This window comes from Mesobacillus jeotgali, assembly GCF_014856545.2.
Taxonomy (GTDB): domain Bacteria; phylum Bacillota; class Bacilli; order Bacillales; family Cytobacillaceae; genus Mesobacillus.
Genome location: NZ_CP109811.1, coordinates 4,754,056 through 4,771,524 on the forward strand (window position 1 = coordinate 4,754,056; position 17,469 = coordinate 4,771,524).

A 17,469-nucleotide genomic window follows, 5' to 3' on the forward strand; every position below is an offset into this window, starting at 1 on the left:
GTAATATTAACTTATAAAAGGAGGAGATTAATTTGGCTAAAACGATGGAAAAGCGCCTTTCCCGCTCTGAAGTCCCTGTTGATATGACATGGAATCTTGATGATTTATTCTCATCTGACCAGGAGTGGGAGGCTGAACTGAAAGAGATTGAAGAGGACGTCAAAAAATTCGGCGGCTTTAAAGGCAGCCTGCATACAGAACCGAAGGCACTGCTGGAATGCCTTACTGCTCAGGAAGAACTGACGAAAAAGCTGGTAAAAGTACGTACATATGCTAGCCTGAAACAATCCGCTGATGGCACAGACCCATTGAATCAGGCAAATTCCGCCAAAGTAGCAGCCATTGGCACACAAGCTATGTCTGCTCTATCATTTATTTCTTCTGAAATACTTGATTTCGAGGATGGTAAAATCGAAGGATTCCTTCAGGAAGAACCAGATTTGGAACCTTTTAAAAAGAACTTATTAGAACTATTAGAAACCAAAAAGCACAAATTATCGCCAGAAACAGAAGAAGTACTGGCTGCGCTTGGCGAGGTCCATTCTGCTCCTTATAATATCTATGGAATGGCTAAACTTGCCGATATGCAGTTCTCCTCAATTCAGGATGAAGAGGGAAATGAACTGTCCGTCTCTTTCGCAGTATTCGAAAGCCGATATGAATTTTCACCTGACACCTATGTCCGCAGAAAAGCATATGAATCCTTTGTTTCGACACTGAAACAATATAAAAATACAATTGCCGCCACCTATGCAACTGAAGTCAAGAAACAGGTTACACTGGCAAAGCTCAGAAACTATGAGTCCGTTACCGATATGCTTTTGGAACCGCAGCAGGTTACACAGGAAATGTACAATAATCAAATTGATATCATTTACAAGGAACTGGCACCGCATATGCGCCGTTTCGCCCAGTTAAAGAAGAAGGTGCTGGGGCTGGACAAAATGATGTTCTGTGACCTGAAGGCTCCTTTTGATCCTGAATTTGATCCTAGCATCACCTATGATGAAGCGCGCGACCTGATTACAGAGTCCTTAAAAGTAATGGGCCCTGATTATACCGCCATGATTGAAAAAGGCTTTGATGAAAGATGGGTGGATCTCGCTGATAATGTCGGTAAATCAACGGGTGCATTCTGCTCTAGCCCTTATGGTTCACATCCATATATCCTAATCACATGGGCTGACAATATGCGCGGCTGCTTTACACTTGCCCATGAATTCGGCCATGCCGGACATTTTTACCTGGCGAACCAAAACCAGCGCATCATGAATGTCCGCCCTTCCATGTATTTCATAGAAGCGCCTTCTACAATGAATGAGATGTTGCTCGCACAGCATCTTCTCGAAAAAAATAAAGATGATGCCCAAATGAGCCGATGGGTCATTCTTCAGCTCTTAGGAACGTACTACCATAACTTTGTCACGCACCTGCTGGAGGCAGAGTACCAGCGCCGTGTATACGCCCATGCTGAAGCTGGCAAAGCCCTGACGGCTAAAACCCTGACTGAAATCAAAACTGATGTCCTTGAAGGCTTCTGGGGCGATACTGTGGAAATCGATGAAGGAGCCGGCCTGACCTGGATGCGCCAGCCTCATTACTATATGGGCTTATATCCATACACTTACTCTGCTGGTTTGACCGCCTCGACTGCCGTATCACAGCTGTTCAAGGAAGAAGGCCAGCCTGCCGTAGACCGCTGGCTCGAGGTGCTCCGTGCGGGCGGCACTATGAAACCGCTCGACTTGCTGAAGCATGCAGGATTGGATATGTCGACACCGGAACCTGTCCGAAAAGCAGTAGCTTATGTCGGTTCATTAATTGATGAATTAGAACAATCTTACCAATAGAAGTAGAACCCATGGGACATTCCCATGGGTTCTGCTTATTTATTCATTTTAGCAAGGAAATCCCCAAGAAGGTCATCCAAATCCTCTTCCTTCTCTTCGCTATCCTCTTCCGGTGACTCGGTCTGCTTGATTGATTCCCACACAAACGAATCAAGGTCATCATCATCCAGAGCATTGCTCTCAGCCGTTGAAGCAGTCTCTTCTATATACAGTGAGTCCTCTGCTGCAGTTGATGCCGGAAGATCCATCTCTTCTTCCTGAAGATACAGAGCTTCATCAATTTCTGTTGACTTGCTATTCAAGGATGCAAGCAGTGCTGTGGCCCGTATTGGGTCTGTCAGCAGGTGATATACGATATTGCCCAGCAAAGCTTCTGAATGCTCATGCTTGATCCAATCCCGTTGCGATTTGCTGAGATTGCGCGGGAGGGGAATGGTAATCGTCTCGCGTTCCCTCGAATATGAATTCCCTACACCTTGCAGGACAAAATCAGCAATCTTGCTGGAAAAATTCCTTCTCTCGGTTTCTTTCAATTTTTGAAGATGCCTTAAAATATGGTCAGGTGTATCAGAAGGAACGCGGAACGATAGTGCCTGTCCTCTTTTAATCTCATTTGGGTTGGTTTTTTTCATAGAATCACCTTATTTTAGCTTTTAACAGGTTCAGAAGCGGCTTTGCTGCTCTTCTCTGATTTCTTAACATAATCCATGATGAGCTTGTAGTAAGCATTGGCCATCATCCAGATGCTCTCTTTTTCATCCTCAAAGAATTCAATGTTATAGCCATCCAGATTATTGTTCAATGTCTTAATGTAATCCTTTAGGACGGTTGCGCCGCCGCCGACAAAATAGCAGATTTCAGTCTGAGAGTTTTTAGCCCAGACATTGCGAAGCAGGCGGTATTGCTTTTTAGCCAGTTCAAGAAGGATACGATCAGTGATATCATGGACGCTTGTCCGGCTTCCCTTAACCATGATATGGTTGCGGTCATTCTTGCGCGTGATGATTTCTACTACATCTGTTCGGCTGTCCAACTCCACACCATGCTTGCTGCGGATTTCTTCCCTGATTTGTTCCAATGCCTCAGAAACACCAAGATTGAAGCCCTGCGCTTTGTCATCATCAACATTGCGGTTCTTGATGACAGCGATATCAGTAGATAATCCGCCGATATCCTGGATCAGGATCCTTCTATCAATTAAATCCTTGTTGATGATTTTAAGGCTGTTATCCATTACTAGATTGATATAAGCAGCGAAGCCCTCAGGGTATACCTTCACTTCATCAAATTTAATATTAACTTTCAAACCCTGGTATTTAGGCGTTACGAGGAACTCAACCTGATGGACGGACCCAACTAGTTTAGAACGGTAGCCTGCATCTTTCCCTTCCTTTACTTCACGAAGTGGCAGTCCAGTCCCTAGTGTATAGTTTGCATCGATGACATTCTTGCTTTTTGAAAAAAGCTTCGCATTATCTTCATTGACTGCATCCAATGCAAGAGTAGCAAACAACATAACTAAAGTCTGGTCTTCCTCGGACTTGCTGCTTCCCGGATCTAGTTCTGTCGCATTATCACTTTTAGTCGCCAGATTGCCAACACGATAAATAGCGTTATTTTCCTTCAGGGCAGGGGAGTGGACACGAATATGGATTCCATCAAGAGGATCTTTCGTATCAAGCTCTTCGATACCGATGACAGGACGGTCTTCTGTGTCCCTTGCTACGATATTAGGAATATTTAACTCATTATCAAATTCTCCAAAAATAGCTTTAATAGAATCGTTACCAACATCAACAGCCGCAATTCTAGATTTCGTCATTTCTATCATTCCTTTTCATTAATCTAAGTTTATGTATACTCACTTACTATTTTAAAGGTAAAGGTAAATAATAGATACTGCAAGCAGAACAAGTAAAAAGAAATATAAATGTAAACATGTAAACATGCTGTAAACCTTAAGGCTCATTGTATACACAATTGTACACATTGATTACAAAGTTGTTTACATGTTGATTTATAGGTATGTATACAACTTTGTATACACGTAAACGTTATTGTACACATCTTGTTTACAGTTTGTATACATGTTTACTTTTATGTATACAAATGATTAACGGCTACTTTTTTTCTATTAATTTCCACAAAACCCTTTCCGACTCCCCTCCCCTACCCTCTCTTTTTATTGGGAGTTTTTAAGCTAATACCGTAAAGGTTTAAGGGTATCCATAAAAAAGTAGATAGAATTCAATCTGATGTTCCGGCGGAAAATCATTATTAATATCGAACAAATTATAAAAAACGATACTGAAATTTGCGGTCGCAGTTCAGGACTAGGGTAGAAAAAGCAAAAGTAATCTCAAATTAGCTAAAAGAAATCCAGTAGCGTTTCAGTCAGTGGAGTTATATAAGAATAGGCAGACCCCCCTCCCCTATCGATATAAGGTAGGAAAATCATTGTATGATGCCGTCGAAGGATGACGAGAGAGGAAGAAGATTGCAAATTTAAAAGAATAGCCAGGTCAATGCCTGGCTTAAAGGGGGGTTATATTTTCTTAACATATTCAGATTTAAGCTTCATCGCTCCAAATCCTTCTAGTTTACACTCAATATCATGGTCACCATCTATTAGACGGATATTTTTAGCCTTAGTGCCGATTTTTATTACCGATGATGTACCTTTTACTTTAAGGTCCTTGATGACAGACACGCTGTCTCCAGTGCTGAGAATATTCCCGTTCGAATCTTTAACTATCTTACTATCTTCCCCATTAGCCATTGCAGCCGCAGGATCCCATTCATGGGAGCATTCTGGACAAACGAGCAGTGGCCCATCCTCATACGTATATACTGAACTGCATTTTGGGCAATTTGGCAAATTAGACATATTGTAAGCCCTCCGTACTCCTTTGTAATAAGCTTTATTATAGACAAGTTTTAGTAACATTCCTATGGTATTAATAGAATGGGAAAGCAAGATATCAAAAGTGTTTATAGCAGTCTGTTCATTTCAATATGGTTAAAGCATATAAACACAGTTAAGGAGATTATGAAAGGCGTAAAAGCCCCGATGATCAGTCATCCATCAGGGCTCTTTCATTAATTTTCTACAATTTCCTTACGGTTTTTCTTAAACAATTTTGATAGAACCTCGTAAACAATCGGTACGATAATCAGGGTTAATAAGGTCGAGCTGGTCAAACCGCCGATTACGGTAATCGCCAGACCTTTGGAAATCAGTCCGCCTCCGCCTGATCCTATCGCTAATGGTATTAAGGCGCCTATTGTGGCAATTGCGGTCATCAGGATTGGGCGTAAACGTGTAGCGCCTGCCTCAAGTACTGCTTCACGCATTGTCAGCCCTTCACGTTCCATATGAATGATTCGGTCTACCAGCACGATGGCGTTCGTTACGACGATACCAATCAGCATCAACAGACCCATCATGACAGAGACAGAGATGGTTTCATCTGCAATAAGCAGCCCGACAAATGAACCAATGACTGCGAATGGAAGCGAGAATAGGATTGCAAATGGTGCGACACCTTCCCGGAAGGTAACCACCAGGATAAAATAGACGATCGCAATCGCAGCAAGCATTGCAGCGCCAAGCTGTGAGAATGTTTCGGTCATATCTGCCTGAACACCTGCTACGCCAACTTCCACGCCTTTAGGCAGATCTAATTTATCGATTGCTTTTTCAGCTTCAGCAGCCGCCTTTGAAACATCCTTGCTTACGACAGTGCCTGATACAGAAGCATAGTACTGGCCTTTGCTGCGCGCCAGAGTGTTCATCGTTGTGCCTTCTTCAACCGTCACCAACTCAGACAGAGGCAAGGTCGTTCCAAGTGCTGTTTGCACTTCAGTGGCAAGGATGTCATCGATTGATTCCGGCTGTTCAGCTTGCTCTTGCTGGACGATCACATCAAGTGATTCTCCATCTTTTTCAACCGTCGTCAGAATTTCTTCCGATTTATTCGGATTGAGCATCATGACGATTTGTCCTGCTGTCAGACCATATTGCAGCAATTCATCCTGCTCAACCTTGAAGATGTACTCAACATAGGCGTCTTCTGCACTGGAGGTTACGTCCTTCAGGCCTCCAACAGTTTTCATTTCGTCTTCAACCATCTTGACAGTGCTGGTTAATTTGTCTAAATCCTCACTGTACAAGGTATAGCTGATTTCATTCTCAGGCATCGACATCCCGCCGAAGTTCTGGCTCTTCCATTCACCGCTGTGGCCAATGTTGAAGACATATTCCTCAAGTTCTTCTCTTACTTCTGAAAAGTTCTCCATTTCCGGGTCAAAGATCAGGTACATTAATGCTCCGCCTGCTCCTCCGCCCATCATGGCCGCCATCTGATCTGCCTCTTCATTGATCGATACCTGTACGATATCGATGTCTTTGCGTTTCAGCATTTCTTCTTCTACTTCTGCTACATTTTCAATGGTTTCTTCCTTAAGCTCACCGGCTTTAGGTGTGTAAGTCAGATACATGACTTTATCTTCTTCACTGCCCATGAAGCTGAAACCGATGATTGGTGTCAATGCAAGGCTTCCAGCAAGCAAGACAACAGCAATGAGGGAAGTTATGATTTTATGATTAAGCGACTTATTCAAGATACCCTTATACCAATGAGCCAGTTTTCCAACTTCCTTATGGCTGCTTTCCGTTTTCTCACTATATAACTTCTTCTTGAATAAAAAGTGAGATAACGCTGGTACGATGGTAATCGCCACTATCAGTGAAGCACCCAGTGCAAATGTCATTGTCAAGGCAAATGGCGCGAATAATTCCCCTACCATGCCGCCAACAAAAATCAATGGTGCAAATACAGCAACCGTAACGAGCGTCGACGACAAAATTGGCTTGAACATTTCAATTGTCGCTTCACGCACAAGTGCCCGGCCTGTCAATCTCTCTTCTTTCAGATGCAGGCGGCGATAAATATTTTCTACGACGACAATCGAGTCATCGATCACACGGCCAATCGCTACAGTAATCGCGCCAAGTGTCATGATATTAAGGGTGATGTCCATCCAGTTCAATAGCAGCAGGGCCATAAAAATCGAAACTGGGATCGAGACAATTGATATAATCGTAGATTTGAAGTCACGCAGGAATAGGAGGATAACCAGAATCGCGATTAATCCGCCAAATAAAGCTTTTTCAATCATGGTAAAAACAGATTCTTCAATTGGCTCTCCCTGGTCAAGCGATACTTCAATGACCAAGCCATCGATTTTGGATTCTTCTTCTTTTACTAAATCTTTCACTGCATTCACTACATCAACCGTGTTCGCCTGCTGCTCCTTGACAATCTGAAGGGCAATTGCATCTTCACCATTGGTGCGTGAAATGGATTGTACTTTACCAACAAGCTCAACTTCAGCAAGCTCGCTCAGTTTAACAAAAGGTGATGGATTGGCTGCTGACGGCGTGACCGGAATCAGCATATTTTTCAATTCTTCTGTCGTCGTAAATTTGCCATCGACGGCAACAGCCTGCTCGCCTTCTTTGAACTCAAAAAGGCCCAATGAAACGCCCAGATTGCTGGCTTGGATCATTTCCTTCACATTCGTTTCCGTTAATCCAAATTGCGCAAGCTTTGCTTCATCGTAAGTTAAATTTACTTCTTCGATATGCTGACCAGTCATGGTGACAGAAGCAACACCATCGATTTTATCGATTTTTGGAAGAAGGATTTCCTCAACGGTTGATGTAAGCTCCACAATATCCTCCGTTGAACTGCTGACACTCAATGCCGCAACTGGCATCATATTCATGCTGATCGCTGTGATGGTCGGCTCCTGAGCTCCTTCAGGCAGTGTCACCATATCCAATGCCGATTGCAAGGCACGCTTGGCCTCATCCATATCAATGCCATACTCATACTCTACCTGGATACTCGACATATTGGAGTAGGAATTCGAATAGACATATTTAACGTCTTCCAGTCCCTCTACCGCTTTCTCAATCGGGATTGACACATCTTCCATTACTTTTTCAGGAGTCGCCCCAGGATATACATCCATCACCATCAGGTATGGGATTGATATATTTGGGATAGTCTCCATGTTCATCCTTGTGCCGGAATAAATCCCTGACACGGTTATGATAATCGTAAGCAGCCATACGGCCAATTTATTTCCGAGTACAAAATTCACTAAATTTTTCACTACTGCACCTACCTCAAAATGACTTTATTGACCATAATAATGTTACTGACTGACCGGTCATTTGTCAATCCCGGAAGTACAGAAACCATAATAAAGAGCATGAAAAAATCCGCCTCGTAAAGAAGCGGATTTTTTTTCATTTACTAGGAAGAGTACAAACTTTTATATTAAGATTAGTGTCTAGCTCCAGCGCCTAACCCCTCGAGTCGCTTGTCTAGTGTCGCCTCCTAGAAACTCTGAAACTTCAACTCCGCCGGCAGAAGCAAAAAGCGCTTCTTTGTCGGAGTCTCCAGTTTCTGCGTTTCTGGGCAGTCGGCTATACTTTTCGGTTTCGGTCCGCCAAATGAAGTCAAAGATCGACTTCATCAGTCGGCCCTCCAGCGCTTGTCGGGGCTGACCAAGGCGCTTACGCTTTTCTATTCATCATCTATCTCGCCGTCACCGATTTCATCTTCTTCCTCGACATCTTCTATCTGTTCCCCTTCCTCAGGCGGTGCGTCATTGCCACAGCCAGTTACAGTGAACATGGAAATGGCCAATAATAACATAAACAATAGCTTTTTCATTTTCATTCCTCCTTTGAAAAAAGTATTTCCAAGGCTTAATTTTTCTATGTAATTCGCTACGCAAGAATTTACTCTAATCAAAAATTGAATTGCCCAGACTTGATGTCTGGTTTTAGATGAATATTGAAATTAATCTCAAAATTAATTTATTTCGTGTAATAAATATCAGTAAAAGATTAACAATAATACCAAAGGAGTGACTGGTCCCATGAGTGGAACAAATGTAGAGCTTACCTCAACTGAAATATCGAATATATGGTCTTCCTATTTGAAAAGCAGTATGGAGTTGAGGTTTTTTCAATATTTTAATGCAACTGCAGAGGATCATGAGGTAAAAAATATAGTAGAAAAAATGATGGAGTTTTCACAAAAAAGTCTTGAAGACCTTGAGGTAATTTTCAAAAAAGAAAACCTGACGACTCCATTGGGCTTTACCGAAAAGGATGTAAGGCTGGACGCGGATAAAGTATTTTCAGATACTTTTATTTTATATATTTGCCATGACTTAACGATGTTGTCACTAAGTACATATCCAAGCGCATTCCCTGACTGCACCAGGAAGGATGTCAGGAATTTTATTCAGGGTGCGATAGAATTCACTATTCAAATCCAAAATGAAATCACAGACTTAATGCTATCCCAGGGAATCTACCTGAAATCTCCTCAGGTGGCGATGGACCATACAGTCGATCTGGTAGATGAGATGAAATACCTCAACGGCCTATTCGGCGGCTCCCGGCCGGTGAATGCAGCAGAAATCGCGAACCTGTCAAGAGTCATCCACCGGGCCCGTTTTTCTAAGATGATCCTTGTTACATTTAGCAAACTGGCGTCCCACAAGGATGTAAAACAGCATTTCAGCAAAGGAAGAGATGCGCTTGAAAAAGTCCTGGAAACGCTGGGAGATGTCTTTGAAAAGGAAAACATCCCCTATTCAGCTTCTGGGGATTATAATATGTTCGATGTGAGAAATTCGCCTTTTTCTGATAAACTGATGCTGTTTTTCGTGAATACTTGCCTGGGAATGTTCTGCTTCATCATGATCAACCAGGCGCTGACCTCCAGTTTAAGGACAGATATCGTCACCAAATTCACGATGATATCCACCCAAATGAAGAAGTTTTACGGAAAAGGCCTGCTCCTGACCATCACAGAAAAATGGCTCGAACAGCCGCCACAGGCTTTGGATCGGAAGGTATAAAAAAAGGATTCCGACTGGAATTAAACCAGAGGAATCCTTTTTGGTTTCTTATTCTTTTGTTACTAGGTAGGCTTTATACTCAGTAACGCCTGCTTTTTCTACGTATACACCAAGTACCCAGTCTCCGTTAGGGAGGTCGATTCCACCCTGGACAGTACCATCCCATAAGAATTCATGGTATGGGGTCGGAGCATTGGTGAATGTTCCTAATGTATCAACATAGCCGCCAATCTTTCCATCAGGAGTTAATACAAATAGATTATATTCCAACACTTCCGCTCCACCTGGCAAATAAGCACCTACATAATATCCACCTTCTGCCTTATCCATAAATGCCCCCGTTACACGAGGATAATCCGGCTCGCCGACGAATAGGATCGTCGGTACGTCAATCGTTACTTCACCATCGTAAATTTCGATTGTTCCTTCGTAGTAGCCTGGTTCCAATTTGGAAGTATCCACCTGAACATTGAAGTTCACCTGTTGGGATTTGCCTGCGTTCACTTTCAAGTTCTTGCTTGTCATCACCTTGATGCCGTCAGGGTTTCCAGCAAACTGTACATCAAAGCTATATGTCTTACTTTCACTTGAAAGGTTCTTGATTTCAAAACTGTTCTTTTCGACCTGCTTGCCGCTATCCTTCACGAACTTGCCAAATGAATGGCTGCCTGGAGCGACAAGAGTTTCTGTATTCAAAGCATCTACAATACGGATGCTTCCTGCACCCTGAGAGTTATGAGCATAAGCTTCACCAGTAGCTGGATCAATTACATCTACTGCAGTATTCATCAATGCAGCTTTCACATCATCTGTACCCCATTGAGGATTCTTCTGCAACAGCAATGCAGCTGCACCCGCTACGTGTGGTGAAGACATACTAGTACCTTGTAATGCAGCATAACCGTTACCAGGGAAAGTACTTACGATGTTCACGCCAGGAGCTGATACATCCGGCTTGATCATCCAAGAAAGTGTTACTGGACCTCGGGAAGAGAAGTCAGCCATTGTTTCGTCTACCCAATTAGAGAATTCGATATTGAATGACACTTTGTTATTGCCCTCTTCTAACTCAGCTAGTAATTTTTGACCGTCTGAAAGCTCTGTTTTAATAGTTGGTATTGCCATTCCAGGAACGTCCGCATGTTCACCAGCAACATTGTTGAAAATAATTGCTCCAACAGCGCCCGCATTCTTCGCATTTTCTGCCTTATCAACGAATGCAAATCCGCCGCGGCTAATCAATGCAATTTTCCCTTCAAGGTCTTTCCCTTCGAAGTCACTTTCAGCACCTAGACCCACATATACAAACTCATATTCCTCTCCATTTAACGCCAACAATTCAGCGTCAGAAGGGAATCCCATGACTTTTGCTGTTGGATATTCTACACCCTCAGAAGTGGATAGAGCGGCAGTATATTCATTATAAGGCAATTGTGTAGCCCCAACAGAAATCGCATCACGGGAAGTACCAGGCGATCCAACTGTCCAGTTGTTCGGACCTGCATTTCCGTTTGAAGTGACAGCTACTACGCCTTCAGCCATTGCCCAATCAAGCGCAATTGAAGTTGCCCAGTCAGGGTTGTTCAATGAGTTTCCTAAAGACAGGTTCATGACATCAGCGCCATCTTGAACTGCTAATTCGATACCTGCTACTACATCTTCAGTCGAACCGCCATCTGGACCAAGTACACGGTAACCTAACAAATTAGCATCTGGAGCGACCCCTTTGATTGCTCCATTCGCAGCAACCGTACCAGATACGTGCGTACCGTGATATTGGGTAGCACCTTCCTGCGGATCATTATCATCATCTACAAAGTCATACCCTTTGTAATCCCCAAAAGCGTGAGCAAGATCAGGGTGCGTATAATCAACCCCCGTATCGATTACCGCTACTGTTACACCTTCACCTGTAAACCCTGCATCCCATGCATCATTCGAACCGATGAATGGAGCACTGTTCATCATATTCGGGCTGAATTCCTCAGCAGAAATTTCTTCAGCCGAAATGACATCCGCTGTGTAGTGAACATTCGGATATACCGCCTTTACGCCAGGCAGAGCTAATAGTTTAATAATTTCATTTGCTGGAAGTTTCGCAGAGAATCCAGAGAATACATAATCATACTCCCTTTTCACCTCTGCATCTTTAACGGAGTTCTTTAATGCACCAATTACTTTTCCTCGTTCAGACTTCAGGCTGGCCTTAGTCTGCTTCTTTCCTTTATGCTTCGCTTCTACAATGGACTCTGCTTTTAGCTCGACAATGACCGAAGTCGGCCTGCTAGAAGAGAGTTCAATATCCCCGAAAATTTCTGCTAAAGGCAGCTCAGTCAGTTTCGTTTGTGAGGTTGTCCCTCCATTTGCTGCTGCCCCAAAGCCAAATGTTGAAAAAATCATGACGAATGCTACTACTGTAAGTAATACTCTTGGAAAATACCTCTTCATTCCTTCGCCTCATCCTCTCTCGTAAAATAATCAAAACCCTCACTCTTCTGGACTGAATTGACACCTCCTTAGGTAAAAAGAGTGAGTATGTATCTAGAAAATCCCTTACCTATTACTAATTAACTAATCTTTCAAGATACCCTCTAATAAATTAAACAAAAATTCTGACTATTATCACCAAAAAAATTAACATGAAAACCTATCGTAAACGATTTAGTAACAAACTCTGCTAAAAGGCACATCTATTCGCCGGCATACGCCTTCCCGCTTTGACAAAATTCATTTTCCTAAAGAGATCTTACTTGGTCACATCTTCCCAAGTTCACTATTGTCTGTTTCTGTTAACAAGTGTAGTTTATTATTAAGTAGAGTTTTTTGGACATTAACAAAAGTATTATGTTGAAAACAATTTTTATAAAAAAAGAGGCGATACAAGAAAGTGAATATTTGGCATTCATACAAAAACTCATCTTTTATTTTAAAAATGACAGTCGGCTTTGTACTTGGTATAGTAGCTGGTGTTTTATTTGGGGCTGAGGCTGAGGTTTTCAAACCTTTTGGAACGCTGCTTATAAAGTTGCTTAACCTCATTGCTACGCCTGTAGTATTCCTGACGGTTGTGCTGGCAGTCAATCAAATGAATCCTGCGCAATTAGGCAGGACCGGAGGGAAGCTGGTGCTTTATTATGGGGCAACGACAGCAGCGGCCGTCTTGATCGGCCTCGGACTTGCGCTTTGGATCAATCCGGGGAATTCCCTTTCACTGCCTGATGCATCAGTTGAGAAGCCTGCGACACCTTCCATATCAGACGTGATCTTCAATATTGTCCCAGATAACTTCTTTTCGGCTTTTACGTCCGGAAATCTAATGGCCATCCTGTTCCTGGCCATCATTATTGGCTTTACGATTTCGGGAATGAGATTTGCTGATGAGGAGAAAATCCAAAACTATGGAGTCCAGCTGCAAACATTTTTTGAAGCGGCGAATGAATTGTTCTTCAGGATTTTAAAGGGCATCCTCCTGTATGCACCAATCGGTATTTTTGCGATAAGTGCTTCGACATTCGGCACACAAGGTTGGGATACATTAACTTCGCTATTGGAGTTTACTGCGGTATTCTATATCGGAGTCATCATTCTGTGGGTCTTTGTTTACAGCGGGACCTTGAAACTATTCAAGATTCCGGTCAGAAGCTTTTTTGCTAACACAAAGGATGCTTATACAACAGCTTTCTTCACATCCAGCAGCATTGCCTCTTTGCCAGTGGCGATTGAAAGCGCAAGGAAGGCGGGCATCAGCGAAAAAATGGTGAATTTCAGTTTACCTTTGGGAGCTGTATTCAATTCTGATGGAGGTGCGCTTCGGATGGGCGCCTCAATTGTCTTTGCTGCCAATGTAACAGGTATCAGCTTCTCGCTGACTGATTTCATTACCATCGTCCTGATTGGGACGCTCCTTTCCATTGGTACAGCAGGCATCCCTGCCGCAGGGCTGGTGACTTTGTCAGTCGTGCTGACGATGTTTGATTTGCCGCTGGAAGTCGTTGCACTGATTGCCGGCGTCGATGCCATCATCGGGATGGCCGGAACAGCATCGAATGTTGTAGGAGACGTCGTTGGTGCAGCAGTTGTCGATCAATCCGAAAAGAAGGCTGAAATGGCTGGATAGTAACTGATTAAAACCGCATCTTATGGGATGCGGTTTTTTCTCATTCCAAATACTTATTCTTTGTTATTATTCAAATTGCCAATTAGAGAATCGATTTTAGCAGCTGAAGCTTCGGAAACTGTTTTTTCAATATGAAGCATCGCGGAGAGTACGTATATGAAGGCCTCGTACATCGGGGATGTTTGTAATTGGTGAGCGAAGAGTGGATGAAAATGTACGCCCATATCTTTTCTGGCTTCATAATCAAAATGATAGAAATCGGTAACCGGGAAATAAAGTCCGTCTCCCATTGGCATTAAGGTTCCGACCACAACTTCTCCAACTTTTACAGGAACTGCAAGAGAATCCACCACGATTACATCTATCAGCTTCTCTTCCAGCATGTCCATGACAATCAGGACATCATCGTTATACTTATACACAATAGCGTAAAACTTTGTAACCGCTTGATCGAATGTTTTCATCCACGATTCCAAAATAGGCTGGCTCTTAAAAATTTGTTTATGCGTGTTGATATATTCATCGATACATGTGCTGCTGAAAGATAATTTTGATTCGCAGGATAGCCGCCACCAAAATAGATTTTGCAGCAAAGCAGCTTCCTTTTCCTCCATTACATCCATATTCTCCATCAGTTTCTTGAGAAACGATAAATATACAGGGTAGCATTCTTTTAATGCAAACACCGTGAAGTCGTTCCACACTTCGTTAACCATTTCTTCCTGTAACTCTCTGGATAACGGATGGTCAGCCCGAAATTTTTTTCGTCCTGGTTCCTGTCTGTAAAAATTCGACAACATTGCTTTTCATAATTTCACCACCTTTAGATTTTTTCGGCTGTTTTCGCATTGATTGTTGCTTTTCGTTCATGATCCTAAACTGAGATCGTAGGTGTAAAAGCAAACAAAGTTTACGAAAAGAGCTTTATTCTTTTACTAATTTGCTAAAACAGCTAAAAACCCTCTTGTCTATTTGGTGAACAAAAAAACCAAATGTACAAATGACATTTGGTTCTCCATTATAATTCCAATATTAAATCTCCCTTCCCGCGTGAAACGCAGCTTAGCATCATGTGATTGGAGCTCTGCTGCTCTTCTGTCAGGAAGGAATCGTAGTGGCTGATCTCCCCTTCTGCTACCTTCACCTCACATGTACCGCAGCCGCCGACCCTGCAGGAATACGGGACATCAATGCCATTCTCACGAAGGACATCGAGCAGCGATTGGTCTGCAGGCACATCCAGATGCTTGCCGCTCTGGGTCAATGTAACTGCAAACGGGACTGAATCCTTCATTACAGGTGGCGAGAAGCGTTCATAATGAATATTAAACGCAGGATAGCCATAGCTTTTGGCTGCACCAGTGAATTCATCGATCATTTTTTCCGGCCCGCAAAAATAAACATGTGTGCCGATTCGATGATCAGTTAGAAGATTCGGAGATAAGCGTCCTGGATTCTCACCTTTTGAAAAATAAAAATGACATTGTCCAGGGTAAACCTGGTTCAAATAATCGAAAAACGCGCACTCTTCTTTTGATTTAGCTGCATAATGCAGCTCAAAGGATTGGTTTTGTTCAGTAAGATCAGCCATCATCGATAAAAAGGGCGTGATTCCAATACCTGCTGCATAAAAAACATGATGCTTGGCCTGAAAACTCAAAGGAAAGTGATTTTTCGGGTAGCTGACCTTTAACACATCCCCTTCAGAAACATGGTGATGCCAGTATTCAGAGCCGCCAGTTGAAGGTTCTGCTAGCCTTACTGCGATTTCAATCAAACCGGGTTCAGACAGGTTAAAAACTGAATATGATCTCTCCAATGTCGCTGATTTCTTCGGCAAATAAGTGGTGATATGCGATCCCCCGCTGAAGGGTGGCAGCTTTGATCCATTAAGCGTCCGCAGAGTGAACCTTTTAATTGTCGCTGTTTCTTGTTTAATTGATTTTATCCGTACGTCCAAAGTGGAATTCCGTTGCAACCTAGGCTCCACCTCCTATTCTATTTGATACTTACATAGCCGAGATAGGCATCCAAACGGCGTGAATAATGGTCCGACACTTCGAGTTCCTGGCCGCAGTGTATGCAAGTGACATGCGTTTCATCCTCCACTTCACTTTCAGAGTGGCAAGTGCAGCAGACCAGTCTCTTTTTAGCAGATCCAATAGTGAGCAGCTGCCAGTCGTGTTCGGAAAAACCTGCCTTTATGGCTTCCCCTTGCATCCTTTTTACAAAATCAGCCTTGCCTGAAATGTAGAGATACGCGCCCATTTTCTGCTGGCTGAACCATTCGTCCACAAATCCTTCTTCGCTTTCTTCCGAAAAAATTTGAAAATCAAATGGCACATTCTCATCCATTGCCTGGCGAACGAGAATATATAAAGACCTTGCCCCTTCCGAATCTGCACAGAATAAAAACTTTCTCTTACCTTCCATCAATGAAGAATGATCTTGAATCATCTCTTTTTTAATTCCCCTTCCAGATACTCCAGGACAACATCACGGTAGAGAGATATGCCCTTATAGTCAGCGATGAATTCCGGAAGTTCTTTGAGGATCGCCGAAAACTGCTTTAGCCATGCTGTATGCTGAATGAAATCCTCCAGCGCAAGCATATGGGTATGAATCGTAAATAAAATTCCATTGCTTTTTGGCAGACGGAATAATTTTTGGACTTCCACTCGAAGATGTACCAGCTCGCCTACATTTTCTTTGGTCACTTTTTTACGAGCCTGTCCCCACTCGGCAAAGGTTTCGAGGGATGTATCCAAGCGGTTTCCTGCCATCAGTGACCAGTTTTTCCTCCACCATGGACTTCCTGGCTCGATTCTCATTAAAAACTGGAGGATCCGTTCATCAAGGGACTCCGATTTGAAGCCTGGAATCGGTGTATGTATTTCTTTGAAGGACATGCCAGCATCAAAATACAATGACCAATTGGCCGGGAAGCAAAGCTGGCCAGCATCCAGAAATAAATCTCCGTCCCGCTGCATCATCAGGATCAAGTCTTCCTGGACATGCCGCCCCACAAAATCCAGGGGCTCCATGTTCAATGTAGACTGATCACCAAAAGTGAAAGATTGTTTTTCACCCGTTTGCTGGTTTGTGAATATCCAATGATCATCATTGGTAACAAGCTTGAATGTTTCAGGATAATATTTGGCCAGCTGGTGCAGGATTAAATCCAAAGCTTCCCACTGGGCACCCATTGTATGGGGTTCTGAGTAATAACAGCGCTCGGGATGCTTTTTCAGCAGCTCTCTTTTCAAATTCATTTCCTCTATATAAGATTCCGTCACTTCGATGGCAATTGGTGGATTTAATGGAATTGCATTGTTAGAATATCTATAGACATCATGTTCACCAAATGGATAAGGAAATACGCGGTTTTTCTCAGTGGAGACCATCCTATCCCCTCTTTTCTGAATTTTTCATCTATCTAATACTATACATAAGTTTGCTGATGAATTCATTACAAGGGCGAAAGTTGGACAAGCTTATAGATGGCAAGTTATAAACTGCGGTATAAATGTGTCTTTTTTCTGAAAAAATGAT

At 42.8% G+C, this 17,469-nt stretch carries 14 protein-coding genes; 3 read left to right on the plus strand and 11 right to left on the minus strand.

From position 1 onward, the window contains the following. Positions 1 to 44: 44 nt before the first annotated feature. The gene (gene pepF / locus FOF60_RS23970; protein WP_413632914.1) at positions 45 to 1,850 is read left to right on the plus strand and encodes an oligoendopeptidase F; all 1,806 of its coding nucleotides are present in this window, start codon (positions 45 to 47) and stop codon (positions 1,848 to 1,850) included. 35 nt (positions 1,851 to 1,885) lie between these two features. On the opposite strand, the gene FOF60_RS23975 is transcribed toward pepF, so the two are convergent. The 6 genes from FOF60_RS23975 to FOF60_RS24000 form a co-directional block, all read right to left on the minus strand. Beyond that, positions 1,886 to 2,482: a hypothetical protein gene (locus tag FOF60_RS23975; protein ID WP_192472014.1), complete on the minus strand. Its 597-nt coding sequence runs from the start codon at positions 2,480 to 2,482 to the stop codon at positions 1,886 to 1,888. A 14-nt stretch (positions 2,483 to 2,496) separates the two neighbouring features. Further along, entirely contained in the window at positions 2,497 to 3,672 is a 1,176-nt protein-coding gene (locus FOF60_RS23980; RefSeq protein ID WP_192472015.1) for a ParM/StbA family protein, read from the minus strand. A gap of 723 nt (positions 3,673 to 4,395) precedes the next feature. Further along, positions 4,396 to 4,737 (minus strand): zinc ribbon domain-containing protein YjdM, encoded by a 342-nt coding sequence (locus FOF60_RS23985; protein ID WP_192472016.1) that lies wholly within the window; start codon positions 4,735 to 4,737, stop codon positions 4,396 to 4,398. Between the two features lie 212 nt (positions 4,738 to 4,949). After that, on the minus strand, positions 4,950 to 8,033 hold the full coding sequence (locus FOF60_RS23990; RefSeq protein ID WP_192472017.1) for an efflux RND transporter permease subunit: 3,084 nt from the start codon (positions 8,031 to 8,033) through the stop codon (positions 4,950 to 4,952). Between the two features lie 180 nt (positions 8,034 to 8,213). Then, positions 8,214 to 8,399 (minus strand): hypothetical protein, encoded by a 186-nt coding sequence (locus FOF60_RS23995; RefSeq protein WP_192472018.1) that lies wholly within the window; start codon positions 8,397 to 8,399, stop codon positions 8,214 to 8,216. A gap of 50 nt (positions 8,400 to 8,449) precedes the next feature. Next, positions 8,450 to 8,599 carry a hypothetical protein gene (locus FOF60_RS24000; protein WP_192472019.1) on the minus strand — a complete coding sequence of 50 codons (150 nt, stop codon included), beginning with the start codon at positions 8,597 to 8,599 and terminating at the stop codon, positions 8,450 to 8,452. 208 nt (positions 8,600 to 8,807) lie between these two features. Here FOF60_RS24000 and FOF60_RS24005 point away from each other — a divergent pair, with 208 nt between their 5' ends. Continuing rightward, a complete protein-coding gene (locus FOF60_RS24005) occupies positions 8,808 to 9,800 on the plus strand; it encodes a DUF3231 family protein (RefSeq protein WP_192472020.1) in 993 nt (330 codons plus the stop codon). A gap of 48 nt (positions 9,801 to 9,848) precedes the next feature. Here FOF60_RS24005 and FOF60_RS24010 read toward each other — a convergent pair whose 3' ends face one another. After that, positions 9,849 to 12,248, minus strand: a complete 2,400-nt coding sequence (locus FOF60_RS24010) for a S8 family serine peptidase (protein ID WP_192472021.1) — start codon at positions 12,246 to 12,248, stop codon at positions 9,849 to 9,851. 439 nt (positions 12,249 to 12,687) lie between these two features. Here FOF60_RS24010 and FOF60_RS24020 point away from each other — a divergent pair, with 439 nt between their 5' ends. Continuing rightward, the gene (locus FOF60_RS24020; RefSeq protein WP_192472022.1) at positions 12,688 to 13,917 is read left to right on the plus strand and encodes a dicarboxylate/amino acid:cation symporter; all 1,230 of its coding nucleotides are present in this window, start codon (positions 12,688 to 12,690) and stop codon (positions 13,915 to 13,917) included. A gap of 53 nt (positions 13,918 to 13,970) precedes the next feature. Here FOF60_RS24020 and FOF60_RS24025 read toward each other — a convergent pair whose 3' ends face one another. The 4 genes from FOF60_RS24025 to FOF60_RS24040 form a co-directional block, all read right to left on the minus strand. After that, positions 13,971 to 14,633, minus strand: a complete 663-nt coding sequence (locus FOF60_RS24025) for a hypothetical protein (RefSeq protein ID WP_192472023.1) — start codon at positions 14,631 to 14,633, stop codon at positions 13,971 to 13,973. A 302-nt stretch (positions 14,634 to 14,935) separates the two neighbouring features. After that, entirely contained in the window at positions 14,936 to 15,895 is a 960-nt protein-coding gene (locus FOF60_RS24030; protein ID WP_192472024.1) for a PDR/VanB family oxidoreductase, read from the minus strand. A gap of 20 nt (positions 15,896 to 15,915) precedes the next feature. Then, on the minus strand, positions 15,916 to 16,374 hold the full coding sequence (locus tag FOF60_RS24035; RefSeq protein ID WP_192472025.1) for a dimethylamine monooxygenase subunit DmmA family protein: 459 nt from the start codon (positions 16,372 to 16,374) through the stop codon (positions 15,916 to 15,918). Further along, positions 16,371 to 17,321, minus strand: coding sequence for a heme-dependent oxidative N-demethylase family protein (locus tag FOF60_RS24040; RefSeq protein WP_192472026.1), 951 nt, complete (start codon positions 17,319 to 17,321; stop codon positions 16,371 to 16,373). The genes FOF60_RS24035 and FOF60_RS24040 overlap by 4 nt, the downstream gene beginning before the upstream one ends. Positions 17,322 to 17,469 lie beyond the last annotated feature (148 nt).